29 protein-coding genes are annotated in these 25,874 nt (G+C 70.9%); 12 read left to right on the top strand and 17 right to left on the bottom strand.

What is annotated here, in order from left to right; genetic code table 11:
- Position 1 precedes the first annotated feature (1 nt).
- A complete protein-coding gene (locus tag Ari01nite_RS39115) occupies positions 2-370 on the top strand; it encodes an AtzH-like domain-containing protein (protein WP_203788142.1) in 369 nt (122 codons plus the stop codon).
- 59 nt (positions 371-429) lie between these two features.
- A complete protein-coding gene (locus tag Ari01nite_RS39110; RefSeq protein ID WP_438872273.1) occupies positions 430-1,302 on the top strand; it encodes an SDR family oxidoreductase in 873 nt (290 codons plus the stop codon).
- Here Ari01nite_RS39110 and Ari01nite_RS39105 read toward each other — a convergent pair.
- Positions 1,295-1,894, bottom strand: a complete 600-nt coding sequence (locus tag Ari01nite_RS39105; RefSeq protein WP_203788140.1) for a DNA-directed RNA polymerase II — start codon at positions 1,892-1,894, stop codon at positions 1,295-1,297. The two genes, Ari01nite_RS39110 and Ari01nite_RS39105, sit on opposite strands and share 8 nt — an antisense overlap.
- Before the next feature lie 95 nt (positions 1,895-1,989).
- Between Ari01nite_RS39105 and Ari01nite_RS39100 the strand changes: the two genes are divergently transcribed.
- Both Ari01nite_RS39100 and Ari01nite_RS39095 read left to right on the top strand, forming a co-directional pair.
- Positions 1,990-3,210, top strand: coding sequence for a GNAT family N-acetyltransferase (locus Ari01nite_RS39100; protein WP_203788138.1), 1,221 nt, complete (start codon positions 1,990-1,992; stop codon positions 3,208-3,210).
- A gap of 262 nt (positions 3,211-3,472) precedes the next feature.
- Positions 3,473-3,784, top strand: coding sequence for a hypothetical protein (locus tag Ari01nite_RS39095; protein WP_239163400.1), 312 nt, complete (start codon positions 3,473-3,475; stop codon positions 3,782-3,784).
- Between the two features lie 174 nt (positions 3,785-3,958).
- On the opposite strand, the gene Ari01nite_RS39090 is transcribed toward Ari01nite_RS39095, so the two are convergent.
- The 3 genes from Ari01nite_RS39090 to Ari01nite_RS39080 all read right to left on the bottom strand — a co-directional run bounded on the left by Ari01nite_RS39090 (position 3,959) and on the right by Ari01nite_RS39080 (position 6,626).
- The gene (locus Ari01nite_RS39090) at positions 3,959-4,426 is read right to left on the bottom strand and encodes a ribose-5-phosphate isomerase (RefSeq protein ID WP_203788136.1); all 468 of its coding nucleotides are present in this window, start codon (positions 4,424-4,426) and stop codon (positions 3,959-3,961) included.
- A gap of 68 nt (positions 4,427-4,494) precedes the next feature.
- The gene (locus Ari01nite_RS39085; RefSeq protein WP_203788134.1) at positions 4,495-5,688 is read right to left on the bottom strand and encodes a DUF1015 family protein; all 1,194 of its coding nucleotides are present in this window, start codon (positions 5,686-5,688) and stop codon (positions 4,495-4,497) included.
- Positions 5,689-5,996: 308 nt separating this feature from the next.
- On the bottom strand, positions 5,997-6,626 hold the full coding sequence (locus Ari01nite_RS39080) for a mycothiol-dependent nitroreductase Rv2466c family protein (RefSeq protein ID WP_203788132.1): 630 nt from the start codon (positions 6,624-6,626) through the stop codon (positions 5,997-5,999).
- A gap of 128 nt (positions 6,627-6,754) precedes the next feature.
- Between Ari01nite_RS39080 and pepN the strand changes: the two genes are divergently transcribed.
- Positions 6,755-9,313: an aminopeptidase N gene (gene pepN / locus Ari01nite_RS39075; RefSeq protein ID WP_203788130.1), complete on the top strand. Its 2,559-nt coding sequence runs from the start codon at positions 6,755-6,757 to the stop codon at positions 9,311-9,313.
- 1 nt (position 9,314) lies between these two features.
- Here the strand turns inward: pepN and Ari01nite_RS39070 are convergent, their stop codons facing one another.
- From Ari01nite_RS39070 to ctaJ, 3 genes are all read right to left on the bottom strand, one after another.
- Positions 9,315-9,893 carry a Uma2 family endonuclease gene (locus tag Ari01nite_RS39070; protein ID WP_203788128.1) on the bottom strand — a complete coding sequence of 193 codons (579 nt, stop codon included), beginning with the start codon at positions 9,891-9,893 and terminating at the stop codon, positions 9,315-9,317.
- A 110-nt stretch (positions 9,894-10,003) separates the two neighbouring features.
- Positions 10,004-10,411, bottom strand: a complete 408-nt coding sequence (locus Ari01nite_RS39065; RefSeq protein ID WP_438872275.1) for a DUF5130 family protein — start codon at positions 10,409-10,411, stop codon at positions 10,004-10,006.
- A gap of 67 nt (positions 10,412-10,478) precedes the next feature.
- The gene (gene ctaJ, locus Ari01nite_RS39060) at positions 10,479-10,820 is read right to left on the bottom strand and encodes an aa3-type cytochrome oxidase subunit CtaJ (RefSeq protein WP_239163396.1); all 342 of its coding nucleotides are present in this window, start codon (positions 10,818-10,820) and stop codon (positions 10,479-10,481) included.
- Positions 10,821-10,968: 148 nt separating this feature from the next.
- Here ctaJ and Ari01nite_RS39055 point away from each other — a divergent pair, with 148 nt between their 5' ends.
- Positions 10,969-11,457, top strand: coding sequence for a hypothetical protein (locus Ari01nite_RS39055; RefSeq protein WP_203788126.1), 489 nt, complete (start codon positions 10,969-10,971; stop codon positions 11,455-11,457).
- A 47-nt stretch (positions 11,458-11,504) separates the two neighbouring features.
- Positions 11,505-12,281: a class F sortase gene (locus Ari01nite_RS39050; RefSeq protein ID WP_203788124.1), complete on the top strand. Its 777-nt coding sequence runs from the start codon at positions 11,505-11,507 to the stop codon at positions 12,279-12,281.
- A 36-nt stretch (positions 12,282-12,317) separates the two neighbouring features.
- On the opposite strand, the gene Ari01nite_RS39045 is transcribed toward Ari01nite_RS39050, so the two are convergent.
- Positions 12,318-12,866: an HNH endonuclease gene (locus Ari01nite_RS39045; protein WP_203788122.1), complete on the bottom strand. Its 549-nt coding sequence runs from the start codon at positions 12,864-12,866 to the stop codon at positions 12,318-12,320.
- Between the two features lie 212 nt (positions 12,867-13,078).
- On the opposite strand from Ari01nite_RS39045, the gene Ari01nite_RS39040 reads away from it, so the two are divergent.
- From Ari01nite_RS39040 to Ari01nite_RS39025, 4 genes are all read left to right on the top strand, one after another.
- Positions 13,079-14,152: a mechanosensitive ion channel family protein gene (locus Ari01nite_RS39040; RefSeq protein WP_203788120.1), complete on the top strand. Its 1,074-nt coding sequence runs from the start codon at positions 13,079-13,081 to the stop codon at positions 14,150-14,152.
- Between the two features lie 204 nt (positions 14,153-14,356).
- Positions 14,357-15,727 carry an MFS transporter gene (locus Ari01nite_RS39035; protein ID WP_203788118.1) on the top strand — a complete coding sequence of 457 codons (1,371 nt, stop codon included), beginning with the start codon at positions 14,357-14,359 and terminating at the stop codon, positions 15,725-15,727.
- A gap of 25 nt (positions 15,728-15,752) precedes the next feature.
- Positions 15,753-16,145 carry a globin gene (locus tag Ari01nite_RS39030; RefSeq protein WP_203788116.1) on the top strand — a complete coding sequence of 131 codons (393 nt, stop codon included), beginning with the start codon at positions 15,753-15,755 and terminating at the stop codon, positions 16,143-16,145.
- A gap of 73 nt (positions 16,146-16,218) precedes the next feature.
- Entirely contained in the window at positions 16,219-17,472 is a 1,254-nt protein-coding gene (locus Ari01nite_RS39025; RefSeq protein ID WP_203788114.1) for a PKD domain containing protein, read from the top strand.
- 24 nt (positions 17,473-17,496) lie between these two features.
- Here Ari01nite_RS39025 and Ari01nite_RS39020 read toward each other — a convergent pair whose 3' ends face one another.
- From Ari01nite_RS39020 to Ari01nite_RS39000, 6 genes are all read right to left on the bottom strand, one after another.
- A complete protein-coding gene (locus Ari01nite_RS39020) occupies positions 17,497-18,084 on the bottom strand; it encodes a type III secretion system chaperone family protein (protein WP_203788112.1) in 588 nt (195 codons plus the stop codon).
- Positions 18,044-18,175 carry a hypothetical protein gene (locus Ari01nite_RS51105; RefSeq protein WP_275410917.1) on the bottom strand — a complete coding sequence of 44 codons (132 nt, stop codon included), beginning with the start codon at positions 18,173-18,175 and terminating at the stop codon, positions 18,044-18,046. Before Ari01nite_RS51105 ends, Ari01nite_RS39020 begins: the two co-directional genes overlap by 41 nt.
- A 40-nt stretch (positions 18,176-18,215) precedes the next feature.
- The gene (locus Ari01nite_RS39015; RefSeq protein ID WP_203788110.1) at positions 18,216-18,878 is read right to left on the bottom strand and encodes a DUF8185 domain-containing protein; all 663 of its coding nucleotides are present in this window, start codon (positions 18,876-18,878) and stop codon (positions 18,216-18,218) included.
- On the bottom strand, positions 18,878-19,288 hold the full coding sequence (locus Ari01nite_RS39010; RefSeq protein ID WP_203788108.1) for an acyl-CoA thioesterase: 411 nt from the start codon (positions 19,286-19,288) through the stop codon (positions 18,878-18,880). The genes Ari01nite_RS39015 and Ari01nite_RS39010 overlap by 1 nt, the downstream gene beginning before the upstream one ends.
- Positions 19,288-20,964 carry an energy-dependent translational throttle protein EttA gene (ettA, locus tag Ari01nite_RS39005; protein WP_203788106.1) on the bottom strand — a complete coding sequence of 559 codons (1,677 nt, stop codon included), beginning with the start codon at positions 20,962-20,964 and terminating at the stop codon, positions 19,288-19,290. Before ettA ends, Ari01nite_RS39010 begins: the two co-directional genes overlap by 1 nt.
- Positions 20,965-21,089: 125 nt before the next feature.
- Positions 21,090-21,593: a hypothetical protein gene (locus Ari01nite_RS39000; protein ID WP_203788104.1), complete on the bottom strand. Its 504-nt coding sequence runs from the start codon at positions 21,591-21,593 to the stop codon at positions 21,090-21,092.
- 212 nt (positions 21,594-21,805) lie between these two features.
- Here Ari01nite_RS39000 and Ari01nite_RS38995 point away from each other — a divergent pair, with 212 nt between their 5' ends.
- Positions 21,806-23,239, top strand: a complete 1,434-nt coding sequence (locus Ari01nite_RS38995; RefSeq protein ID WP_203788102.1) for an alpha,alpha-trehalose-phosphate synthase (UDP-forming) — start codon at positions 21,806-21,808, stop codon at positions 23,237-23,239.
- On the opposite strand, the gene Ari01nite_RS38990 is transcribed toward Ari01nite_RS38995, so the two are convergent.
- From Ari01nite_RS38990 to cobT, 3 genes are read right to left on the bottom strand one after another with little or no spacing between them, the layout of a single operon-like run.
- On the bottom strand, positions 23,222-23,602 hold the full coding sequence (locus tag Ari01nite_RS38990; protein ID WP_239163395.1) for a VOC family protein: 381 nt from the start codon (positions 23,600-23,602) through the stop codon (positions 23,222-23,224). The two genes, Ari01nite_RS38995 and Ari01nite_RS38990, sit on opposite strands and share 18 nt — an antisense overlap.
- Before the next feature lie 29 nt (positions 23,603-23,631).
- Complete coding sequence (gene cobA / locus Ari01nite_RS38985; protein WP_203788100.1) at positions 23,632-24,819, bottom strand: uroporphyrinogen-III C-methyltransferase; 1,188 nt, start codon at positions 24,817-24,819, stop codon at positions 23,632-23,634.
- Positions 24,816-25,871 (bottom strand): nicotinate-nucleotide--dimethylbenzimidazole phosphoribosyltransferase, encoded by a 1,056-nt coding sequence (gene cobT, locus Ari01nite_RS38980; protein ID WP_203788098.1) that lies wholly within the window; start codon positions 25,869-25,871, stop codon positions 24,816-24,818. The genes cobA and cobT overlap by 4 nt, the downstream gene beginning before the upstream one ends.
- Positions 25,872-25,874 lie beyond the last annotated feature (3 nt).

The raw sequence follows: 25,874 nt of genomic DNA, 5'->3' as shown, positions 1-25,874 counted from the left end.
CATGCAGCTGGACCGCCCGGACGTCCTTGCCGAGGTCACCGCCGCGTTCGAGGCCTACGAGCGCGCCCTGGTGGCCAACGACGTCGACGCCATCCTGTCGTTCTTCGCGGACCGGGCGGTCCGCTTCGGCATCGCCGACCAGCAGGTCGGCATCGAGGAGCAGGCTCGGTGGCGGCGTGCGCAGGGTGCGTTGCCGCCGGGCCGTCGTCTCAAGGACACCACCATTCAGTCGTACGGTGACAGCACCGCCGTCGTGACGACCCAGTTCGGCTATCCGGGCAGCGACGTGCTGGGCCGGCAGTCCCAGACCTGGGTGCGGCTGCCGGCCGGGTGGCGGATTGTCACGGCGCACGTCTCCGAGCCCGCATAGCCGGCCGGACGCTGGGCATACCTCCTTTGTCAGGCACCCTGTCGAAGGAGGTAGCGGCCGTGGATCCGCGCAGCAAATACCCGAAGCCCGAACTGCACGGGGGCGACCAGGAGCCACCCGGCTCGACCGCGGCCATGCCGGACCGGCCCGATCACGGCGAGGAGAGCTACCGGGGATCCGACAAGCTCGCCGGCCGTAAGGCGATCATCACGGGCGGCGACTCCGGCATCGGCCGGGCGGTGGCCATCGCGTACGCCCGGGAGGGCGCCGACGTGCTCATCTCGTACCTGCCCGAGGAGGAGGACGACGCCCGGGACACCGCCCAGTTCATCGAGAAGGCGGGCCGGCGCGCGGTGACGGTGCCCGGCGACATCACCGACGAGGCGCACTGCCGGGCGATCGTCGACCGGGCGCTGGCCGACCTCGGCGGCCTGGACATCCTGGTCAACAACGCGGCGTACCAGATGGCGCAGCCCGGCGGGATCAGCGACATCACCGACGAGCAGTTCGACCGGGTGATGAAGACCAACCTGTACGCGATGTTCTGGCTGTGCCGGGCCGCGGTGCCGCACATGCCGCCCGGCGCCACGATCATCAACACCGCGTCGATCCAGGCGTATCAGTCGTCCAGCGCGCTGCTCGACTACGCGACCACCAAGGGCGGCATCGTGGCGTTCACCAAGGCGCTCGCCGAGGACCTCGCCGACCAGGGCATCCGGGTCAACGCGGTGGCGCCCGGGCCGATCTGGACCCCGCTCATCCCGGCGACCATGCCGGACGAGAAGGTCAAGAAGTTCGGCGGCGACACCCCGCTCGGGCGGGCCGGCCAGCCTGCCGAACTGGCCTCCGCCTACGTCTATTTCGCCTCGCCGGAATCCAGCTACACCACCGGTGAGGTGCTCGGCATCACCGGCGGCAAGCCGGTCAGCTGACCTGCCCGGACACCCAGCGGAAGGCAGTCATCACCCACTCGGTCTGCTGGAGGTCGGCGACGCCGACACCCACCAGGAAGAGGGCGGTGACCAGATGTGAGCCGCGGGCCGACCGCCGCACCCGGCCGAACTGGCGCTCCAGCACCAGGTAACCCACGAACCGGGCGAGGCAGAACAGGCCCGCGGCCACGGCCAGCGTGACCAGGAAGACGATGACCGGGGTGCCGAGCGGCCCGTCGCCGGAGATCGCCCAGATGCCCCAGCAGACGAACGCGAACAGCGTCGCGGCGCTGGTCCACTCGCTGCCCCGGCGCAACTCGCTCCACCGCCAGCTCATGCCGCGGTGCTGGGCGGGCGGTGCGGCGCCGGGCCAGCCCACCCCGGTCGGCTCGTGCTCGGCGAACCGCTGCTGGTGATGCGCCTCCGGGTTGACCCGGGCGCGGCCCTGGCTGAACGGCGACTGCGGCACGGTCGGGTCGACCGGTGGGTGCCCGGCCGGCGGGGGCGGCCCCGCAGCGGTGGGCTCGCTGGCCCACGGATCCTGCGGCGGCATGTCGAGCGTCCGCTCCGACCACTGCGGTTGCTCCGGCATCTTTCCCCCTAGCGCTCGGTGCGGTTGCCTCCATCGAGAGTAGCGAGCCAACAAATCGTTCGCCCTCGCGGCCGCAGTCCGTTACACAGATGCCCATGGAGCACTCCGTACGCCTGCGCGCCGCCACCCCCGAAGACCGCGAGCCGATCGCGGAGCTGCTGCTCTACGTCTTCCACGACAACGACACCGCCGAGATGCGCGAACTCGAGCATCTGATCACCGAGTACGACCGGTCGGTGGTGGCCGACGACGACGGTCTCGTGGTGGGCCACGCCTCGGCGCAGACCCGGGAGCTCACCGTACCGGGCGCGGTGCTGCCGGCCGCGCACGTGACGGCGGTCGGGGTGGCACCCACCCACCGGCGCCGCGGCATCCTCACCGCGATGATGCGCCGCCAGCTCGAACAGATCGCCGAGGACGGCCGGGAACCGATCGCGGTGCTCTGGGCCAGCGAGACGAAGATCTATCCGCGTTTCGGGTACGGACCGGCCGGCCTGCGCCACCATCTCGAGGTGATGACCCGCGAGGTGCGCTTCACCAACCCGGTCCCGCCGCCGGGCCGCCTGCGGCTGACGACCCCGGCCGCGGCGCTGCCCGCGATGACCGCCCTGCACGAGCGCCTGCGCGCCGACCGGGTGGGCTGGTCGAGCCGTCCCGAGCACTGGTGGAAATACCTGATCGACGACAACGACACCCGGCGGGACGGCGCCACCGGCCTGCACACCGTGCTGCTCGAGGGCGCCGACGGCCTGCTCGGATACGCGCTGTGGCGGGTGGTGGACCGCTGGAACACGCACGGCCCCAACAGCCAGGTCCGGATCGCGGAGGTGGTCGCCGACGGCCCCGACGCGTACGCCACCCTCTGGCAGTTCCTGCTCAGCATCGACCTGGTCCGCAGCGCGACCTTCTCCTTCGCCGCGGTCGACGAGCCCCTGCAGTACCTGGTCGACGAGCCCCGCCGCCTGGGCCGCGCGGCAAGCGACGCCCTGTGGGTCCGCCTCGTCGACCTGCCGGCCGCGCTGGAGGCCCGCACATACCTGGCGCCGCTGGACGTGGTGCTCGACGTCACCGACCCGCTGCTGCCGGCCAACACGGGCCGCTGGCGCCTGTCCGGCGGCCCCAACAAAGTGACCTGCACCCGCACCGAAGACCCGGCCGACCTGGCCTGCGGCATCACCGAGCTGGGCGCGGCCTACCTGGGCGGCACATCGTTGGCGGCACTGGCCGCGGCCGGCCGGGTCCAGCGCCTGACCGGCAATTTCCCGTCAACCGCCTTCGGCTGGCACCGTCACCCCAACCCCATCGAAATCTTCTGACCGGTAGGTTCGCCTCATGGCCGAGCCCGAACGCCGACGCCGCCGCGTGCGTCCCCCCTCGTCGTCCAACGCGGCGCCGGCCCCTCCGGCCGCCCCGCCGCCGGCCGCGCCGCCCACGCCCGCCCTGCCGTTGACCACCCCGCCGTTGACCACCCCGCCGTCGGCCGCCACACCACCGGCTGCCACACCACCGGCTGGCCCGCCATCGCCCGGCCCGCCGTCGGCGGCGCCCGCCGGTGACCAGGCCGCCGGGCCGTCCGCGGTGACCGCCCCCGCGGCCGACCCGGCTGCGGACCCGGCCGGGCCCGTCGACCCGCCGCCGCGCCCACGCCCGACCTCGACCCGCCGCCCGCCACCGATGGCCCAACCCGGCGCCGGCGGCGACGACCGCGAGTCGGAACGGGGCCTGCGCGGCCTGGTCGGCTCCGGCTCATCCCAGGTGAGCGTCGACGCGGCGCTGCGGGCCAGGGACGCCGCCCGTCCCACCGACGACCACCTGGCCGACGCCGACCAGAACCTGGTGATCGTCCGCCGCAACTGGGTCCCCCGAGAGGAACTCCCCCGCAACCGCTGACCGCCTCGCGGGTCGCGACGCTGACTCGCGGGTAGCGGCCTGACGACCGAACCACCATCGCAGCGGGATGACCCGCCGGGACAGCCCGGCAGCCGGGTGCTGGGCTTGGCCATGCACCCGGCCGGCCGGAAAACCGGCTACCCGCGCCCACGCGTACCTCTAAAGAAGCGTGAGTTAAGGCAGGTCAGGGAGTTTGCTGCTGCGCTCGTAGTCGGCCAGTTGGCCGATGCGGCGGGCGTGGCGTGGGTTGCCCGAGAAGGACGTGGCCAGGAACGTCTCCACGAACGCGGTGGCCTCGTCGAGGGTGTGTTCGCGGGCGCCGATGGCGATCACGTTGGCGTCGTTGTGCTGGCGGGCCAGCTGGGCTATTTCGGTTCGCCAGACCAGGGCCGCGCGGACGCCGTCGATTTTGTTGGCGGCTATCTGCTCGCCGTTGCCGGAGCCGCCGATCACGATGCCCAGGGAACCCTCGTCGGCCACCACTCTGGCGCCCGTGTGCAGGCAGAAGGCCGGGTAGTCGTCCTCGGGGTCGTAGACGTGCGGACCCACGTCCTCGACGTCGTGGCCCTGCTTGGTCAGGTGGTTCACGAGGTGCATCTTCAGTTCGTAACCGGCGTGGTCCGAACCCAGGTAGACACGCATGGTCGCAGTCTCTCAGACGCCGCGGGCCGGTGAACGGGGATGCCCCGTCAACCGGCCCGCGGAAGTCGTCAGCCGAGCTGCGCCAGGACCAGGCCGCCGCGCGCCTTGGGGGTGAACCAGGTGCTCTTGCGGGGCAGCTTCTGGCGTTCGAGGTTGACCTCGACGAAGTCCTCGACGCTCACCGGCGGGATCAGCACGGCCAGCTCGGCGTGACCGGCGTCGACCTCGCCGACCAGCCACTCGACCGGGTAGTCGCCGCCGACGTAGTGGATCCGCTTGTCGCCGGGGTCGAGGCCCAGGGCGTCGCCCAGCAGGACCCGCTCGACCAGGGCGTGGTCGAGGTTGTCCACGTCGGCGAGGCCGGGGTCGGCGGGCAGGCGGATCTCGATGGTGCGGCCGCCCACGTAAAGCTCGACGCTGCCCTTGGCCGGGATGGCGGCCGGACGGGACTGCTCGGTGACCGTGGCGCCGGCCTGGCGCAGCCGGTCGAGGAGCTCGCCGAGCGGCATCGACAGCTCGGTGACGAGGCGGTTGTACGGCTGGATCGCGACCGACGCGGGGGTGGTGACCACCGCGAGGAAGCGCGGCAGCCGGCCGGTCTGTGCGGCCAGGCTGCGGTGGTTGCCGTCGGCGACCACGAGTTCCCCGCCGCCGGCGAGCGCGAGCAGCTCGTCCTGGAGGGAACCGGCGCCGACAACCCAGATGGCGTGGGTGCGGCCGGTCTGGTCGGTGTCGGTGGCGTCGGGCTCGCCCGCCGCCTCGGTGGCTGCCGCGAGGGCCGCGTGCAGCTCGTCACCCTTGGCGGTCTGGAGCAGGAGTACGGGTGAGAGCAGCGTGTCCAGCGACTGGAACAGGGCGATCCGTTCCCGGACCTTCTCGATGAAGACTTCCTCGTTGCGGATCACCAGGCCGCTCTCGCCGGCGCTGGCGGAGATCTGGTCGGTGTCGACCATCGTCCAGAGGCCGTACGCGGGCTGGCCGGTGCCGGTGATGCGGTAGAGCACGATCACGTGTTCGGCGGGGACGTACTTGCCCTCGGCTCGCGCCAGTGCGAGACGGGCGACCGCGTCGGGAAGCGAGTCGGAAAAGGGGGTTCCGACATTTTTGGGAGCTAGGTGCGGCATCTCGACGGCGAGCGCGCTGTGGGGATTGGCGGAAATGATGGCGGTGATTTCGGCGTCGTCGGCGAACTCGTCGTAGTTCTGAGCGCCGGTGCCCCCCGTGGTGATCCAGGCCCGGCTGATCGGATGCACGACCGTCATAGGCCGCAATTTACCTGGTAGGGCGGTGGTGCCGCGCGACGGGCATGTTGCCGCGTGACCTTGCTAACTGTGCCTTGCGCCACGCCCCGACGGGCCGGCCAACCGGGGCGGCAGAGACGATCACCGGCGGCGCCACCATGGCCGCCAGGTCAGGGGACAGATTGCCCCAATTGCAGCGGTGGACGGCGATTGTCGACGACGCGACCGCTTCGCTCTCGGACATTGCCCACGCCTCCCGGTCGTTGGACGAGGTTTGTTCACCTCATCCAACGACCCGGAGGCGCGGTTGGCGGCGCTTTTACCGCACTTCAGTCGAAGATGGGCCCGATGTCGCGGGACCGCTTCAACTCGAAGAAGCCCGGGGTCGCGGCCACCAGCACCACCCCGTCCCAGAGCTTGCCGGCCGCCTCACCCTTGGGCGCCGGGGTGACCACCGGGCCGAAGAACGCGACGGTCTCGCCGGCCACCGGGCCGGGCGCGTGGATCACCGGGGTGCCGACGTCGGTGCCAACCGGCTTCATCCCGGCGTTGTGGCTGGCCCGCAGCGCCTCGTCGAAGGCGTTGCTGCCGGCCGCGTCGGCCAGGGCCGAGTCGAGCCCGACCTCGGTCAGCGCCTCGGTGTAGAGCTTCTCGCCGAGTTCGTACTTCTCCAGGTGGATGCGGTTGCCGAGGGCGGTGTAGAGGTCGCGGAGCACCTGTGGCCCGGCGGCCTCGGCAGCCGCGATGCACACCCGGACCGGTCCCCAGCCGCGCTGGAGCATCTCCTTGTAGTTTTCCGGAAGTTCGTCGCGGCCCTCGTTCAGCACCGACAGGCTCATCACGTTGAACCGCACGTCCAACGGCCGGACCTTTTCCACCTCGTGCAGCCAGCGCGAGGTCATCCAGGCCCAGGGGCAGATCGGGTCGAACCACATGTCGACAGTGGCGCGTTCAGTCATGGTTCGATACTTCACCAAGCAACTATCTCCCGACAGCCGGAAGTAGGCCGCACTCCGGGTGAGGTACGACACGCACGCTCCGCATAGTCTGGCGGAGAAAAGCTCGTGCGCTCTTAAGGAGAGTGGCTGTGGCCGGAGTTCGAAACTTGACCCAGGTGGAGGCCGCCGATCGCGCCCGCCTGCTCGAGGTGACCGGATACGACATCACGTTGGACGTCACCGACGGACATGGCAATCCGGGCGACGGAACCTTCCGGTCCACCACCGTGGTCACCTTCACCTGCGCCGAGCCCGGCTCCGACACGTTCATCGAGACCGCGGCCGCCACCGTGCGCTCGGCCACGCTCAACGGCCGCGAGCTGAACCTCGGCGGCTTCTCCCCGGAGAAGGGGCTGGCCCTGACCGGCCTCGAGGCGGACAACCGCCTGGTGGTCGAGGCCGACTTCGCGTACTCGGCCAGCGGTCAGGGTCTCCAGCGCAGCGTCGACCCGGTGGACAAGGAGATCTACCTCTACAGCCAGTTCGAGACGGCAGACGCGCAGCGGGTCTTCGCCTGCTTCGACCAGCCCGACCTGAAGAGCGTCTTCACCTGGCACGCCACCGTGCCGAAGCACTGGAAGGTCGTCTCGAACATGCCGGCCGAGCGCACCGAGCCAGCCGGACCGGCCGCCAAGACCGTGCACTTCGCCACCACGCCGCGGATGAGCACCTACATCGGCGCGATTTGCGCCGGGCCGTACCACGAGGTGCGGGACGAGCACGACGGCATCTCGCTGGGCGCGTTCTGCCGGGCCTCGATGGCGCCGTACCTGGACTCCGGCGACCTGTTCCTGATCACCAAGCAGGGCTTCGACTTCTTCCACGAGCAGTTCGGCGTGCGCTACCCGCTGCCCAAGTACGACCAGCTCTGGGTGCCCGACTTCAACGCCGGCGCGATGGAGAATTTCGGCTGCGTCACGCACGCCGAGGCGCACTACCTGTTCCGCTCGCAGGTCACCGATTTCGAGTACGAGCAGCGAGCCAACACGATCCTGCACGAGCTGGCCCACATGTGGTTCGGCGACCTGGTCACCATGCGCTGGTGGAACGACCTGTGGCTGAACGAGTCGTTCGCCGAGTGGGCCAGCCACTGGTGCAACTCCGAGGCCACCCGCTTCACCGACGCCTGGACCACGTTCCTCTCGGTGCGCAAGAGCTGGGGCTACCGCCAGGACCAGCTGTCCTCGACGCACCCGATCTACTGCGAGATGCCCGATCTGGAGGCCGTCGAGGTCAACTTCGACGGGATCACGTACGCCAAGGGCGCGGGCGTGATCAAGCAGCTGGTCGCGTACGTGGGTCTGGAGTCGTTCGTGACCGGCCTGCGCGCCTACTTCCAGCGGCACGCCTGGGGCAACGCCACCTTCGACGACCTGCTGGTCGAGCTGGAGGTCGCGTCGGGCCGCGAGCTGCGCAAGTTCGCCGCCCAGTGGCTGGAGACCGCGCAGGTCAACACGCTGCGCCCGCTCGTCGAGATCGGCCCGGACGGCACCTACACCAGCGTGGTGGTGCAGCAGGAGGCCCCGGCCGACTACCCGACGCTGCGCACCCACCGGATCGGGATCGGCCTCTACGACCTGGACGGCGACCGGCTGGTCCGGCGCGACCTGATCGAGCTGGACGTGACCGGCGAGCGCACCGAGGCCGCCGCGCTGACCGGCGTCCGGGCGGCCGACGTGCTGCTGCTCAACGACGACGACCTGTCCTACACCAAGCTGCGGCTGGATGAGCGCTCGATGGCGACCGTGGTCAACCACATCGCCGGCCTGGAGTCGTCGCTGTCCCGGGCGCTGGTCTGGAACGCGGCCTGGGACATGCTGCGCGACGCCGAACTGGCCGCGCGCGACTACGTCACGCTGGTCTGCGCGGGCCTGCCCCGGGAGACCGACATCAACCTGACCACCTGGACCGCGCGGCAGGCGGCCAGCGCGATCTCCCAGTACGCCGACCCGGAGTGGCAGCCGACCGGCTGGGCCAAGCTGGCCGAGATGGCCCGCACCGCGCTGGCGAGCGCCGAGCCGGGCAGCGGCTGGCAGCTGTCCTGGGCCCGGTCGTTCATCGGCGCCGCCCGCACCCCGGCCGAACAGGCCGTGCTGCGCGGCTGGCTGGACGGCACCGGCGCGCCGGAGGGCCTGGTGGTCGACACCGAACTGCGCTGGCAGCTGCTCCAGTCGCTGTCCTCGCTGGGCGCCGCCACCCGCGAGGAGATCGAGGACGAACTGGCCGCCGACCGCACCGCGAGCGGCGAGCGGGAGGCGGCGATCGCCCGCGCGCTGATCCCGACCGCGGAGAACAAGGCGGCGGTCTGGGCCGAGCTGACCGACGAGGCCGGCGTGCCGAACTGGCTGAACCGCTCGCTGCTGTCCGGCTTCCAGAGCTCCAAGCAGGTGGCCCTGACGGCACCGTACGCGGCCAAGTTCTTCGACGTGGTGGCCGACGTGTGGCAGCGCTCGGACAGCGAGCCGGCCCAGGAGTTCGTGATGCTCGGGTACCCGGTCTACCAGATCTCCGAGGAGACCATCGCGCTCACCGACACCTGGCTGGCCCGCGACGGGCAGCCGGCGTCGCTGCGGCGCCTGGTCGCCGAGGGCCGGGACGGGGTGGTGCGGGCCCTGAAGGCCCGCGCCAAGGACCGTTCCGCCGGCTGAGCTAGAGCCAGGCCGCCGGGGCGATGCGCATCGGATAGGGGGCGTCGAGCTTGACCGGCTCGGCGCCCTCGACGCTGTGGCCCGGGCGGTAGCGGCTGCCGCTCAGCACGAAGGTGCGCAGCAGCGGGGTGGCCCGGCCCGCCTCGATGCGCCAGAACGCGTGGATGCCGGCCTCGGCGTACAGGGCCGGCTTGAGGGTGCGGTCGTAGCGGCGGGTGGCCGGCGTCTCGACCTCGACCACCAGCGCCACGTCGGCGGGGTCGCTCCAGACCGCGCCGGACGAGCGTGGCCGCAGCACCGCGACGTCCGGTACCAGATTGCTCTCACCGCTGGTCCCCTGATTGATGGCGATGCCTAGGCGATCGCAGACCCACCAGCCCGGCGGTGCGGCCGCGCGCAGCGTGGTGACCACGGCACGGACCACCGCCTCGTGCGACTCGGGCGGCGGCGGCGTCACGTGCAGACAACCGTCGACGATCTCGTACCGGTGGCCGTCCTGCGGGAACAGGTGCAGATCGGGTTCGGTCCACACGCCCTCGGGGGCGCTCCATCGGGGCGGGGTCGAGGCCGGAGTCGTCATCACCAAAGCGGACCACCTCCATCACCGTGGAGTGTCAGCGTACTTACGCAGCGTTGTTACCGCCGCGTTTCGGGCGCGAGAAGGTTCCGATTTGGCACAGAGCCGTGTTTTTAGTGGCGGCCCGCGTGTGAGGCCAGCTGGTCGATCCCGGACAGCACTCCCCCGGCCAGGTCGCCGCCGGCGAAGGCGGCCGCCATGGACAGGCCGGCCAGCTTGGCATCCCGGTCGGAGATGCGCTTGCGGGCCTCGTTGCCGGTGACGATCTCGAGGCGGCGCTGGTTGGGCGAGACGGCGATCAGCACGGCGTGGGCCGAGTCGTCGATCTGCTTGTGCAGCTTTTCGGCGTACGCCCGGGTGGGCGTCGGGAGCTCGCCGACGAAGACGCTGAACGTCAGGCCGGTCGAGCTGTCCGCCACCCGCAGCGCCTCGTCGAGCCGCAGCAGCTGACGGGTCGTGAACGGGCCGTCGGCAGCCAGGGCGCCCGGCTCGGACCGGGTCAGCTCCGGCGCGGCCGCGATGGTGTCGCCGCCCGGCTCGTCCAGCGCGGTCAGCGGCTGGTTTTTCTGCTCGTGCGTCTGCTGCACGTCACCAACTGTCACTTGCGCCTCCTGTCGGTCCGGGCAGGACCCGGGCTCCGGAGCTGTCCTCCAGGACCGGGCCGGCGATGGCCGGACGGGCGGCATGCGCGCCGGCGGCCGCGGTGCTGACCTGCTCCGGCGAGGCCAGGAACCAGATCGGCTGGAAGTCGTAGGGCCGGCCGGGACGGTAGCGGCGGCTGCTGCGCCGGGTGCGGTCACTGCCGGACAGGACCAGGGCGGCCACCAGCGCGATGACGGCGGCCGGAATGACCACGAAGACCAGAAGCGTGCTTGATGTCGACAACCTCAACGCCCCCAGGCGCCAGCGTTCCCAGTTGGATCCGAACACCAGTCACGGTAGCGGAGTGTGTGATCGCCCGGACCGTCGGGTGTCTTCTCATGCCGTCGAGATCTTCTTGGAATGGCACCGAGATGCGAAAATCACCCACACGCGCCGTTCGTGTCCGGGTGCCCTCGAACGGCAGGAGGGGGATTCCATGCGCATGTCCGTCCCCGCCGCCCTGGCGGCGCTCGTTCTGGGCCTTCCCGTCCTGTTCGTGCAGGCTCCGGCCGCGCACGCGGCGGCCGCCTTCATCGAGATCACACCGAACACCGTCCCGGCCGGCGATGAGGTCGGGCTGCGGGCCTCCTGTGACGACAACCTCAAATCCGCGACCGTCTCGTCCGGCCTCTTCGGCTCGGTCACGGTCACCCCGCAGTACGGGTTCCTGACCGCGACCGTCCGGGTGCCGTCCAGCACCGAGCCCGGCGACTACCGGGTCGACCTGCGCTGCCCGGACGGCACCACGGCCTCGGCCACCGTGCACGTGGTGGCCAAGGTCGAGCCGGCGCAGGGCCCGGCCACCGGCGGCGGCGGTATGGCGCCGGGCCGGAACGCGCCCATGCTGATCGGCTCGGGGCTGGCCATCCTGGTGGCCGGGGCGGTGTTAGGGCTGTGGACCCTGCGACGCCGGCGCGTCGGCTGAGGCCGCCGGTGGCTCGCCGACCGCTCCCCCCGGTGACCGGCCCACGCATGCCCGAGTCGGTGGTACGCAAGCGTCCCGCCCAGGTCGTCGCCCCGCCGCCCGGGACCATCACCGGACCGCTGCCGCCGCCGCCCCGGATGCCCGGCCGCCACCCGTTCCGGGCCGGCCAGCCCAAACCCAGGCAGCCGCCCCGCCCGATCCGCGGCAAGCGGGCCTGGCCGGTCGGGCTGATCGCGCTGGTCCTGCTCTTCCTGGGCCTGTTCGTGGTGGCCATGGGCATCGGCGCGGCCACCGCGATCGACCTGCCCAACCTGTTCGGCCGCGCGGACGAGCCACCGCCACGGGCGTTCCCGGTACTCAACCCGAGCCGGCCGGAGCGGCTCACCATCCCCGCGATCAAGGTCGAGGCGCCGGTCCTGGACGTCGGCCTGGCCGAGGACGGTTCGGTCGGCGTCCCGCCGCTGCGCCGGCACAACGAGGCCGGCTGGTTCGAGGGCGGGCCCACCCCGGGTCAGTTCGGGCCGGCGCTGATCGTCGGGCACGCGGACACCCGCACCGGCCCGTCGGTCTTCCACAACCTGCCCAAGCTCAAGCCGGGCGAGCGGATCGAGGTGCTGCGCGCCGACAACTCGGTGGCGATCTTCGAGGTCAACTCGGTCGAGCGCTTCGACAAGGGCAAACTGCCGGTGCAGCGGGTGTACGGCGACTTCAGCCGCCCGTCGCTGCGCCTGATGACCTGCGGCGGCCGCTGGGTGGGCGGCAACGTCGGCTACGCCGACAACGTCATCGTGTTCGCCTCGCTGGTCGAAACGGACAAAGCCTAGAGAAATCTGGCCTAGAAAAGACTGGCCTAGAAAAAATTAGGCCGCCTCGGCCGTGACGGCCGGGGCGGCGGGGAGATCGAGCCAGTCTGCCCAACGGGGGTCGGGCGTGCGGTGCCCGAGCACCCGCCAGGCCACCCCGCGGGGCGCCGCCGGTATCTGGTGCAGTCGCCAGCCGAGTTCGGCCGGCGTCTTGTCGCCCTTGCTGTGGTTGCACTTGGCGCAGGCGGCCACCACGTTTTCCCAGGCGTGCAGGCCACCGCGGCTGCGCGGGAACACGTGGTCGATGGTCTCGGCCGAGCCGCGGCAGTAGGCGCAGCGGCCGCCGTCCCGGGCGAAGATCGCGCGGCGGGACAGGCCGACGTGGGTGCGGTACGGCACCTTCACGTACCGGGTGAGGCGGACCACCGAGGGAACCGGGAGGTTGTAGTGCACGCTGTGCAGGATGCCGTCGCCGTCCGAGACGGCCTCGGCCTTGGCGGTCAGGACGAGGATGGTCGCTCGACGCACAGATACGACGCACAGCGGCTCGTAGGTGGCGTTCAGAACCAACGCGGATGAGCCCACTGTGGGTCGTATGTCAGGCATCGCGATCACCCTTCGGTGTAGGTGCTGCAGCGCTCCCGTATGCGTCCGTGATTCGTCACCGAGGCGTCGGTGGCGATGCCTCGTGCGCCAATAGTCCCTGATGAATGACCAAATTGCGAGCGCAATCCGTAGCCGGACGGTAAACGTCTGAGGTCTGCGCGCTGTGCGGCACCTGATAGCCGGGCGAGGTTCGCCCGGTACGGTGGCTTCCCGTGTTCCTATCCGCTCCGCCACCGTCGCCGGCCCCGTCGGTCTCGGTCACCATCCCGGACGTCGAGAAGCTGTGCCCGGAGGACTGGCTGTGCAGCAGCGTCCTCGACTGGACCGGTAACCAGTGGCTCGCCTCCAGCAGTTATGTCCTGATCGCCAAGCCGCTGCGGATCGTCGGCATCATCCTGGTCGCCATCCTGATCCGCTGGCTGCTGCACCGGGCGATCCGCCGGCTGACCACCAGTTCCACCCGGGCCTCGATGCCCGCCCTGCTCAAACCCCTGAAGGAGAAGGCCACCCCGGCCGCCGAGGACGGACAGGGCCAGTTCATCCCGGAACGCCGCCGGCAGCGGGCCGAGGCGATCGGCTCGGTGCTGCGCAGTTTCGTCACCGCGGTGGTCTTCACGATGGCCGCGCTGCTCGTCTTCGGCGAACTCGGTTTCAACCTGGGCCCGCTGCTGGCCAGTGCCGGCATCGTCGGCGTGGCGCTCGGCTTCGGCGCGCAGAGTCTTGTCAAGGACCTGATCGCGGGACTGTTCATGCTGCTCGAGGACCAGTATGGGGTCGGCGACACGGTCGATCTGGGCGAGGCGGTCGGCGTCGTCGAGTCGGTCGGCCTGCGCATCACCACGGTCCGGGACATGCGCGGCGTGCTCTGGTACATCCGCAACGGCGAGATCATCCGGGTCGGCAACAAGAGCCAGGGCTGGGCCCTCGTGGTGATCGACATCCCGATCGGCTTCGTCAACTCCGAGGAGGCGATCGCGGTGCTGCGCCGGGCCGCCGAGACGGTGGCCGAGTCGCCTGAGCACCGCACCGAGTTCCTGGAACCGCCGGACGTGGTCGGCGTCGAACAGCTCACCGTGGACGGCGCGGTGATCCGCACCATCGCCAAGACCACGGCGGACGGCCAGGCCATCCTGCAGCGCGAGTTGCGGCAGACGCTGACCGAGGCGCTGGAGAGTTCCGGACTGTCCGAACGCATCGCTGCGTCGCGATTGCTGCCGCGGTCCGCGGTGCCGCCGAACTATCTCCAATCGTCCGAACCCGACCAGCGGCCGGGTGGGGCCACTTGAGCAGGGATTAGCTCGTCCGGGGGAGGCCGGGCCTCCTCCGAACGGCCGACAAAACGGCCGTACGCCCTAGCATCGACTCGGACGATCGGGCAGAATCCGCTTGAGCATCTGCACATGCGGCATCACGTTCCCACCGGACCTTTCCGCTGGGCGTGCCCGGTGCGTGCCGTGACCCGGCATGCACCGAGATCGATGGAGGACCTGGTGTCCGAAGACCCCGCTGCACGCGCGGCCGACAACGCCGCCGTGGTGACGGAGCGGGACCGTCCGGTTACCTTCCGGACAGTTCTCGCCATCCGCGAGTACCGCGCCATCTATGCGTCCGTACTCGTCAGCTGGCTGGGTGACTATCTGGCCAAGGCCGCCGTCACCGTGCTCGTCTATCAGCGCAGCGAATCGGTGCTCATGTCGGCCGCCGCGTTCGCGGTCAGCTTCCTCCCCTGGATCATCGGCGGCACGCTGCTGTCCGCGCTCGCCGAGCGGTACCCGTACCGCCGTGTCTTGATCTTTGCCGATCTGGCCCGGATGGTCCCGCTCGCGCTGCTGCTCCTGCCGCAGGTGCCGATCCCGATCATGCTGGTCCTGGTCTTCCTGATCAGCCTCGGCACGCCGCCCACCCAGGCCGCCCGCTCGGCCCTGCTGCCGCAGGTGGTCGGCCGGGACAAGCTGCCGACCGCGGTGATTCTCAACCAGACCACCGGGCAGGCCGCGCAGGTCTTCGGCTATCTGGTCGGCGCCGCCCTGGCGGCCGGGATCGGGCCGCGGGTGGCGCTGACGGTCGACCTGATCACCTTCGCGATCTCGGCGGCGCTCATCGCGGTCGGCGTGCAGCACCGCCCGGCGGCCAGCGCCCGGGCCCATCGCAGCCACCTGCTCGACGAGTCCGCCCAGGGCTTCCGGCTGGTCTTCGGACGCCGCACGCTGCGGTCCATCGCGAGCATGATCTTCGTGCTGACCGCGTTCTCGATCGTGCCGGAGGGCCTGGCCGCGGCGTGGGCGGCACAGGGCAACCCCGATCCGGTGACCCGCGGCCTCGACCAGGGCCTGATCATGGCGGCCGGCCCGATCGGCTACGTGATCGGCGGCCTGGTGATCGGCCGGCTGATCGCCCCTTCCCGGCGCGACAAGCTGGTGCGCCCGCTCGCCCTGCTCTCGGTGATGCCGCTCATTCCCGCCCTGCTGGCGCCGCCGCCCGTGGTGGTGTCGCTGCTGGTGCTGTGCGCGGGCCTCGCACAGGGCGGTCTGGTGCCCACCCTGAACGCCAAGTTCGTGCTGATCCTGCCGCACGGCTACCGGGCGCGGGCATACGGCGTAATGCAGACCGGCACGCAGCTGAGCCAGTTCTCCGGCGTGATCGTCACCGGCCTGCTCGCTGACCGGTTCTTCCTGCCCATGGTGGTGGGACTGTGGAGCATCGGCGGCATGCTGGTGATGGGCTGGATGGCGGCCCGCTGGCCGAGCGACCGGATGTTCGCCGCGGCGGTCGACGCGGGAGCCCGGGCGTCCGCCGCACCGACCCAGGTGGCCCGCGGGGTGGCCGCGGTGCCGACGCGCATCACACCCGAGCGGACCTAGGCGTCACGCCTGGCAGGATAGTTACGTGACCGACCAGGCCAATTTCTTCGAAGCCATCGGTGGCGAGCCCACTTTCCGCCGCCTCGTCGACAGGTTCTACGAGGGCGTCGCCGAGGACCCGCTGCTCCGCCCGATGTATCCCGAGGAGGATCTCGGCCCGGCCGCCGACCGGCTCACCCTGTTCCTGATGCAGTACTGGGGCGGCCCCAACACGTATTCGGCCAGCCGCGGCCACCCGCGCCTGCGGATGCGGCACGCGCCGTTCCGGGTCGGGCCCGCGGAGCGCGACGCCTGGCTGCTGCACATGCGCGCGGCCGTCGATTCGCTCGAGCTGCCGGAGGCGTACGAGAAAACGCTCTGGGACTATCTCGAGCGCGCGGCGTACTTCATGGTCAACAAGATGGACCCGGTCACCTGATCGTTTCCGGGGCGCACGTAGCTCGTTGTGCGGGTGACAAACCGCCGATCTTCTGCGCCCTGGAGCCGCTCGCATGCGCCGTCGACTGCTCGCCGCCGCCGTCATCGTCAGCACCGCCGTGGCCTGCGCGCATCCCGCCGCGGCCGACCTGGCCCACCCCACCGTGGTGTCCACCAACCCGGTCGACTTCACGCCGCATGTGCTGGACGGCACCGTGTGGACCATGGCCGTGGTCGGTGACACGGTCGTGGTGGGCGGCGCATTCACCAAGGTCACCGACAGCAGCCGCCGGAACACCTACGCGCGGCGGAACATCTTCGCGTTCGGGCTGCGCGACGGCGCCATCCGGGCCTTCGCGCCGGCGCTGGACGGAGCGGTCTACGCACTGGCCGCCGGGCCGGACAGCACGGTCTATGCGGGCGGCGGCTTCAAGACGGTCAACGGCACGGTGCAGCGCGGCCTGGCCCGGTTCACCATGGGCGGCCAGCGGGTCAGTGGCTTCAATGCAAAGATCAATTGGGGCGACGTACGGGCGCTGACCGCGCGCGGGTCGCACCTGTACGCAGGCGGCACGTTCTCGGCCGTCAACGGCGTGAACCGGACCGCGCTGGCCCGGATGAGCGCGACCACCGGCGCGGTGGACACCGGCTTCGACGCCCGGCTCACCGCACCCGGCCTGAGCCGCACCCGGGTCGAGCACTTCGACATCTCACCGGACGGCCGCAAGCTGGTCGCGGTCGGCGCGCTGCTGCGGTCCGGCGGCTACGACCGCACCCAGATCGCCATGTTCGACGTCGCCGGCCCGTCGGCGACGCTGACCGGGTGGTACACCGACGCGTACAAGCCCATGTGTATGAAGGGCTTCGACACCTACCTGCGCCAGGTGAAGTTCGCGCCGGACAGCTCGTACTTCGTGGTGGTCGCCACCGGCCGTGCCTCGGCGCCGGACAAGCTCTGCGACTCGGCGGCCCGCTTCGAGGCCACCGGCACCGGCCGGCACAACCCGACCTGGGTGCAGCGCACCGGCGGCGACTCGCTGTACGCCGTCGCGGTCACCGGCACGGCCGTCTACCTGGGCGGGCACCAGCGCTACTTCGACAACCCGTACGGCAGCGACGCGAAGGGCCCCGGCCCGGGCGCGGTGTCCCGGCCCGGCATCGGCGCGGTGAGCCCGCGCACCGGTCGTGCCCTGCCGTGGAACCCGACCCGCGCCCGCGGGGTGGGCGTACGGGTCTTCGTCGCGGTCCCGAACGGCCTGCTGGTCGGCTCGGACACCGACCAGCTGGGCCGCGAATACCACGGCCGGGTGGGTATGTTCCCGCTCTAGATCGGTGCTTCCAGAGCGGTGCTTTTAGAGCAGAGCACCTTCGTCGTGCAACCAGTCGACGAACGACGTCGCCACGGCGGCACCGCAGTCGAGCATCTCGACCAGGAGGGCGTCGTGGGCGCCGGCCGCGAGGGGAACCTGGAGCTCCGCGTAGATCGGGAGCTGGCCCCGCTCGGTCGGATCGCCCACGTACGCCTTGCAGAAGCGGCGGGTGTGGTTCCACTCGTTGACCACGCGGTAGGCCCGGTCGGCCCAGTCCGGTGGGACCGTCGAATGCGGTCGGGCACGCATCACCAGGATCTCGTCGTCCGGTCCCTCGAGCGTGAACAGCACCGCGTGCCGTTCCCACATCGCCAGCAGGCTGCCGCCGCCGTCGGCGAGGAACCGGATATCGAGCAGGTCGAGCGCCTTGCCGATCCGCGCCAGCGTCACTGGCGAAATCTGTTCAGACTCTTCGCTCTTGGCCACATCGGCCGGAGCACTACTGAGCATCCGGCTCGGCTCACGCTGAGCCGGTACACCGACACGGACTGTGCTCCGGACGGCGGAATCCCCGTCGGCTTCCGGCGCATTACCAGCCGCCGAGCCCGGACGCCATGACCACCACGGCATCGTTGCGCACCTCACTCCCCAGCAGACCCACCGCCGGACGTAGCGAGTGGATCCGGGTGCCGACGGTACCCGTACAGGTCGCGGAGGTCATCCCCCCAACGGGAGGGCGGGACCGGTCGTCCGATACGGCATCACCCTTTCGGGTGACCACCTATAGGCACAACGGTCAATTTCTTGACAGCCTGTAGCCACGCCACTCCATATGGTGCCGAAAGACCCACCCAGCGTCCGGCCACCCGGACCCGGGTGTCGGGGACGTCCGCACCCTCGGGTCCCAGGAAACCCATCCGGGAAATTGCCTGAACGAGGCGCTGCGAGACCTCAACCGGCTCGCCCTCGGGCGGAGTCACCACCAGCGCCACGTGATCGAGCAGCGCGTCGCGCACCGCGCGCTGCCCGACCTGCCGGCCGCCGAGCCCGCCGGCCGACACCTCGCGCAGCGTGCCAGCCGCCGCGGCCGCCAGGCGGCTCAGTTCGGCGCCGGCCACCGACTCGACGGTCTCGCCCGCGGCCGGCGGCAGCGGCCAGCGCCACTGCGCATCCCGCCGCTCCGGCAGCCGGTCACCGCCGCCGGCCAGCACCGCCAGCAGATCGGCGGCGGAGACCGTGGCGTCCGCCGGGCCGTCGCCGGCCACCTCGCGGGTGACCAGCACGTCCCAGGGCAGCTGGGCCCACAGCGCGGTGCGGTGGCCGGACCGGCGCAGCCGCACCGGCGCGGCCGGGTCGAGCCGGGTGAGCCGGGCCAGGAAGGCGCCGGCGTCGGCGACACCGGCGAGGCCGTGCCGGCCCTCCATCAGTACGACCCGACGTACGGGTTGAGGAACTCCCGCTCGGCGTCGGTGAGGCGGCGCGGATGGGCCTTGACCAGGTTGTACGGCACGCAGACGGACTTGGCCCGGCTGGCCAGCACGTCGTCGTCGAACAGCTCGTAGGACACCGTGAACGACGCGGCCCGCAGCTGGGAGACCCACATCTCGACCCGGACCGGTTCGCCGTAGTTCACCGGTCGCAGGTAGTCGATCTCGTGGCGGGCGATCACGATGCCCTCCTCGAACGAGCCGAGGCCGTGTTTGCGCGCGCCGACGAAGAACATCGCAACGCGCGCCTCCTCGTACAGCGTCAGGAAGCGCGCGTTGTTGACGTGCCCGTACGCGTCCATGTCGGACCAGCGCACGGACACGTCGTGGATGAAGCGCTCAGTCATCAGTCACGGGTCAGCTTGCGGTAGGTGACCCGGTGTGGGCGGGCCGCCTCGGCGCCCAGCCGGTCGATCTTGTTCTTTTCGTAGGCCTCGAAGTTGCCCTCGAACCAGAACCACTTGTCCGGCTCCTCCTCGGTGCCCTCCCACGCCAGCATGTGGGTGGCGACCCGGTCGAGGAACATCCGGTCGTGCGAGATCACCACGGCGCAGCCGGGGAACTCCAGCAGCGCATTTTCCAGGCTGCCCAGGGTCTCGACGTCCAGGTCGTTGGTCGGCTCGTCGAGCAGGATCACGTTGCCGCCGATCTTGAGGGTCAGCGCCAGGTTGAGCCGGTTCCGCTCGCCGCCGGACAGCACCTTGACCGGTTTCTGCTGGTCCGGACCCTTGAAGCCGAAGGCGGCCACGTATGCCCGGGACGGCATCTCGACCTTGCCGACCATCAGGTGGTCGAGCCCGTCGGAGACGACCTCCCACACCGTCTCGTTGCCGCCGAGGCCCTCACGGTTCTGGTCCACGTACGACAGGTGGACCGTCTCTCCTACCCGGACCGTGCCCGAATCCGGTTTCTCCAGGCCGACGATCGTCTTGAACAAAGTGGTCTTGCCGACGCCGTTCGGGCCGATGATGCCGACGATGCCGTTGCGCGGCAGCGAGAACGACAGGTTGCCGATCAGGTTCCGGCCATCGAAGCCCTTCATCAGGTCGTTGGCCTCGATGACGGTGTTGCCGAGGCGCGGGCCCGGCGGAATCTGGATCTCCTCGAAGTCCAGCTTGCGGGTCTTCTCCGCCTCGCTGGCCATCTCCTCGTAGCGGTCCAGGCGGGCCCGGCTCTTGGTCTGCCGCGCTTTGGCGTTGGACCGCACCCACTCGAGTTCCTCGGTGAGGCGCCGCTTCAGCTTGGCGTCCTTGCGGCCCTCGACCGCGAGCCGCTGAGCCTTCTTGTCCAGGTACGTCGAGTAGTTGCCCTCGTAGCCGATCGCCCGGCCGCGGTCCAGCTCGAGGATCCAGCCGGCCACGTTGTCCAGGAAGTACCGGTCGTGGGTGATGGCGATGACGGTGCCCGCGTACTTGGCCAGGTGCTGCTCCAGCCAGTGCACGCTCTCGGCGTCCAGGTGGTTGGTGGGCTCGTCCAGCAGCAGCAGGTCGGGCGCCTGGAGCAGCAGCTTGCACAGCGCGACCCGGCGGCGCTCACCACCGGAGAGCTGGGTGACGTCGGCGTCCGGCGGCGGGCAGCGCAGCGCGTCCATGGCCAGTTCGAGCTGCGAGTCGACGTCCCACGCGTCGGCGTGGTCGAGCTCCTCCTGGAGCTTGCCCATCTCCTCCATCAGCTCGTCGGAGTAGTCGGTCGCCATCTGCTCGGCGATCTTGTTGAACCGCTCCAGCTTGGCCTTGGTCTCGGCCACCGCCTCCTCGATGTTGCCGAGGACGGTCTTGGCGTCGTTCAGCGGCGGCTCCTGCGCCAGCATGCCGACGGTGTAGCCGGGCATCAGCCGGGCCTCGCCGTTGCTGACGTTGTCGATGCCCGCCATGATCTTGAGAAGGCTCGACTTACCGGCGCCGTTGGGACCCACCACGCCGATCTTGGCGCCCGGCAGGAAGCTCAGCGTCACATTGTCGAGCACGACCTTGTCGCCGTGCGCCTTGCGCGCCTTCTCCAGGACGTAGATGTACTGGGCCACGGTGTGCCCTACCTCCGTGATCGTGATTTTCGTGCGTGATGAGTTGCAATATTCCTAGGCAATCCTTCCAGGTCGCCTACCGGCATCTCGCACAACCCCACCCGTGGCGCCGCGGATTCCCGCGGTCACTGCGCCTCGGCGACCTCGCTGATCTCGCTGGGCGCGCCGTTGGCGAAATGCACCTCGAGCCGTTCACCGGTCACCACGATCCGGTTGCCGTTCTCGGCGACCGCCTCGTACTCCTGCTCGCCTTGCCTTTCGACCTTGGTGAGAAACAGACCGTTCTTCTTCTGCACCAGGGGGGCGTCCCGGCCGCCGGTCTTGCCCTGGTAGTAGAGCGCACCGGCGCCGTCCTCGCAGATCCAGACCACGGTGCCCTCCTCGGTGACAATTCTCATGATCTGGTTGAGGTCGGTGCGCAGGCCCAGTTCGGCCGCGGTCTCGATGCTCTCCGGCGGGCAGGACCGGCCGGCCGCCCGGGTGGGCGGACCGGTCGTCGGGCCGGTCGTCGGGTCGGTCGTCGGGTCGGTGGTCTTCGGATCGGCCGCCGGCGTGGGCGTGCTCACCTGAAAGTCGTCCGACCGCAGCCTCTCCCGGTGCCGCTCGCCCAGCACAAATCCCGCCGTCATCCCGATGATCGTGAGAAAAACCGTGGCAATGACCACAGGGAAGAAGATCGGCCGGCGAGGCGGGGAAAGATCGTCGGACGGTGTCACCGGCCCAGAATGGCACCCGGCAGCCCGTCGGTCCATCGCGGCTGCGCAAGACTGGGCAGGTGCCGAGTAGCTACGCACAGTAGGCTCGGTAAGGGGAACAGAAACGACCCGGAGGTGCACTCAGCGTGGCCGAACGAAGTTCCTTCGTCGTAGTCGCCAACCGTCTGCCCGTCGATGAGGTCATCGGAGGAGATGGCGAGAAGCAATGGCGCACGAGTCCGGGCGGACTCGTCACCGCGCTGCATCCCGTGCTCACCGAGCACGGCGGCACCTGGATCGGGTGGGCCGGCGGCACCGGGGAAGCGCCCGAGCCGTTCGAACTGGAAGGCATTCAGATCTATCCGGTGCCGTTGAGCGCCGACGAGTTGGAACGTTATTACGAGGGTCAGTCGAACGCCACGATCTGGCCGCTCTACCACGACGCCGTCGAGACCCCGGTCTACAAGCGCCGCTGGCGTGACTCGTACCGGTTGGTCAACCAGCGTTTCGCGGAGGCCGCCGCCAAGGTCGCCGACGACGGCGCCACCGTCTGGGTGCAGGACTACCAGCTCCAGCTGGTCCCGGCCATGCTGCGCGAGCTGCGCCCCGACCTCAAGATCGGGTTCTTCCTGCACATCCCGTTCCCGCCCATCGAGCTGTTCATGCAGATGCCGTTCCGGGCCGAGGTGCTGCGCGGCCTGCTCGGCGCCGACCTGGTCGGCTTCCAGCAGCGGCTCGCCGCGCAGAACTTCGTGCGGCTGGCCCGGCACCTGCTCGGCCTGCGGTACGAGGGCCAGTCGATCCAGGTGGACGGGCGCAAGGTCAAGGCCGGTGCGTTCCCGATCAGCATCGACACCCGCGAAATGGAACGCATGGCCGCCGACCCGAGCGTGCAGGCCCGGGCCAAGCAGATCCGCGCCGAGCTGGGCGACCCCGAGACCGTGATCCTGGGCGTCGACCGGCTCGACTACACCAAGGGCATCGAGCTGCGGCTCAAGGCGTTCCGCGAGCTGCTGGCCGACGGCAAGCTCGAGGTCGGCGACGCCGTGATGGTGCAGGTGGCCACCCCGAGCCGGGAACGCGTCGAGCACTACCAGACGCTGCGGGTCAAGGTGGAGCGTGAGGTCGGCCGGATCAACGGCGAGTTCGGCCGGGTCGGCGTGCCGGCCGTGCACTACCTGCACCAGTCGGTCAGCAAGCAGGAGCTCGCCGCCATGTACGCGGCGGCCGACGTGATGATGGTGACGCCGCTGCGCGACGGCATGAACCTGGTGGCCAAGGAGTACATCGCCTGCCGCGGTGACACCGGCGGCGCGCTGGTGCTCAGCGAGTTCGCCGGCGCCGCCACCGAGCTGCGTCAGGCGTTCCTCTGCAACCCGCACGACCCGGACGGCGTCAAGGACGCGATGCTGCGCGCGGTCGCGGCCGAGCCGGCCGAGCAGAAGCGCCGGATGCGGGTCATGCAGCGGCACCTGCGCACGCACGACGTCGCCGAGTGGGCCCGCACGTTCCTCGACGAGCTGGCCGCCGCCTCCGGTGCCTCGGCCGCGGCGGCCGACGGCTCAGTCGTCGACGTATAGGCAGAACGGATGCCCGACCGGGTCGAGGCAGACCCGGACGTGGTCCTGGGGCTGGAAGTCGGCCAGGGTGGCGCCCGCCTTCTCGGCGTGCGCCACCGCGGCCGGCAGGTCGTCGACGCGGATGTCGAGGTGCATGCCCATCTGCGGGTCGCCGGGACCGGGCGGCCACACCGGGCGCACGTAGTTCTTCTCCGTCTGGAAGGACAGGCCCGGCCCGCCGGCCGGCGCACCGAGCATCACCCAGTGGTCCTCCTCCAGCGTCACGGTCCAGCCGAGGAGCCGGTGATAGAACGCCGCGAGTTCCTTGGCGTCCGGCGAGTCCAGCACGATCCCCGTCAGCATCATTTGCGGTCGTCCATCCATGACCGTTGGGGTACCCGTCAGTAGTCGGCCTATAACCCGACGTCGACGACGTCTCCGATCACGACCGTCGCGGGCGGCCGCAGACCGGCCTGCGCGGTGTCCGCCGCCACCGCGCCGAGCGTGCTGCGCAGCGTCCGCTGGTGCGCGGTCGTGCCCTCCTGCACCACGGCCGCCGGCGTCTCGGCGGGACGGCCCTCGGCGATCAGGCGGGCCGCGATGTCCGGCAGGTTCTTGAGGCCCATCATCACCACGACGGTGCCGCGCATCCGGCCCAGCGCCGCCCAGTCGACCAGCGAGAGCGGGCTGTCCGGCGCCACGTGGCCGGAGACCACCGTGAACTCGTGCGCCACCCCGCGGTGGGTGACCGGGATGCCGGCCAGCGCCGGCGCCGCGATCGAACTGGTCACCCCCGGAACCACGAGCACGGGTACGCCCGCGGCCGCGCACGCCAGCGCCTCCTCGCCGCCGCGGCCGAAGACGTACGGGTCACCGCCCTTGAGCCGGACCACGAACTTGCCCTCCACCGCCCGCGCCACCAGGATCCGGTTGATCTCCTCCTGTGCCGCGGCCGGACCGTAGGGGATCTTGGCGGCGTCCACGAACTCGACGTCCGGCCGCAGGTCGCCCAGCAGCATCCCGGGCACCAGCCGGTCGGCCACCACGACATCGGCGGCCGCGAGCAGCCGGCGACCCTTCACGGTGATCAACTCCGGGTCGCCCGGCCCGGCTCCGACCAGGGCAACCCCCTTGTGCTCGGGCGCCGCGGGCGGGTCACTCTCCAGAGCGTGGGCAACCAGATCCCGTACGGCCATCGCCCGCCGCCGGTCACCGCCGTCCGTCACGGCGACGGTCACCTGGCCGTGCCGGGTCACGGCCGGCGTCCACGCGGTGGCCGCGTCCCGGTCGTCGGCCCGTACGCAGAACACCCGGTGCTCCTCGGCAGCCGCGCTGACCTGTGCCGCCGCCTCCGGGTCGTCGACCGCCACATGCACCAGCCAGGCACCGGCGACGTCGCCCGGCTCAAACCGCCGCTCGCTCCAGGTGACCCGGCCGGCGTCGACGTGTCCGCGCAGCGCCGGCGTGAGTTCCGGTGCCACGATCTCGACCCGGGCGCCGGCCGCGATCAGCGCGGGCACCCGGCGGGTGGCCACGGTGCCGCCGCCGACCATCAGCACCCGCCGGCCGGCCAGCCGCAACGCCATCGGATACAGGCTCATTTCTCGGACACTCCCGCCGCATCGAACGTGGCGACCTCGTGCAGCACCCGGACCGCGGCGGCGACCACCGGCAGGGCCAGCACGGCGCCGCTGCCCTCGCCCAGCCGCATGCCCAGGTCGAGCAGCGGGCCGAGCCCCAGGTGCGCGAGCGCGACGGTGGCGCCCGGCTCGGCGGAACGGTGCCCGGCCACCATGGCGGCGACGGCATCCGGCGCGAACGCGGCGGCGGCCAGCGCACCCGACACGGCGATCACCCCATCGATGATCACCGGAACGCGGTGCGCGGCCGCACCGAGCACGAAGCCGGCCAGCGCGGCGTGCTCGAGCCCGCCGACCGAGGCCAGCACGCCGAGCGGGTCGGCCGGGTCGGGCGTGTGCCGGGCCAGCGCGGCGGCGACCACACCGACCTTGTGCGCATACATGGCGTCGTCGATGCCGGTCCCCCGGCCGGTGACGCCGGCCGGGTCCGTTCCGGTGAAGGCCGCGATCAGAGCCGCCGCCGGCGTCGTGTTGGCGATGCCCATATCGCCGGTGAGCAGGCATTTTGCGCCCGCCTCGACCAACTCGCCGGCGATCCGGATGCCGGCCTCGACGGCGGCCCGGCACTCGTCCCGGGTCAGCGCCGCCTCGACGGTGATGTCCCGGGTCCCGCGCCGCACGTTTGCCTCAATCAGTCCGGGCCCGCCGGTCGGCACCGGCGTGGCGACCCCCACATCAACGACCACGACGCGGGCTCCGGCCTGGCGGGCGAAGGCGTTGACCACCGCTCCGCCGGCCAGGAAATTCGCGACCATCTGGGCGGTGACCTCCTGCGGCCACGGGCTGACCCGCTGGGCGTGCACGCCGTGGTCGCCGGCGAAGACCGCCACCGCCGCCGGGTCGGGCAGGGGCGGCGGCGACGTCCCGGCCAGGCCGGCCAGGCGCACCGACAGGTCTTCCAGGGCGCCGAGCGAGCCGGCCGGCTTGGTGAGCCGGGCCTGCAACTCGCGCGCGGCGGCCATGGCCGGCTCGTCGGCGGGACGGATGGCCGCCACGGTCCTCTCCAGGGTCACGCT

The sequence above is a fragment of the Paractinoplanes rishiriensis genome, from assembly GCF_016862375.1.
GTDB lineage: Bacteria > Actinomycetota > Actinomycetes > Mycobacteriales > Micromonosporaceae > Actinoplanes > Actinoplanes rishiriensis.
The sequence above is the reverse complement of the archived record's forward strand: the minus strand, read 5'-3'. Positions and strand labels throughout refer to the sequence as shown.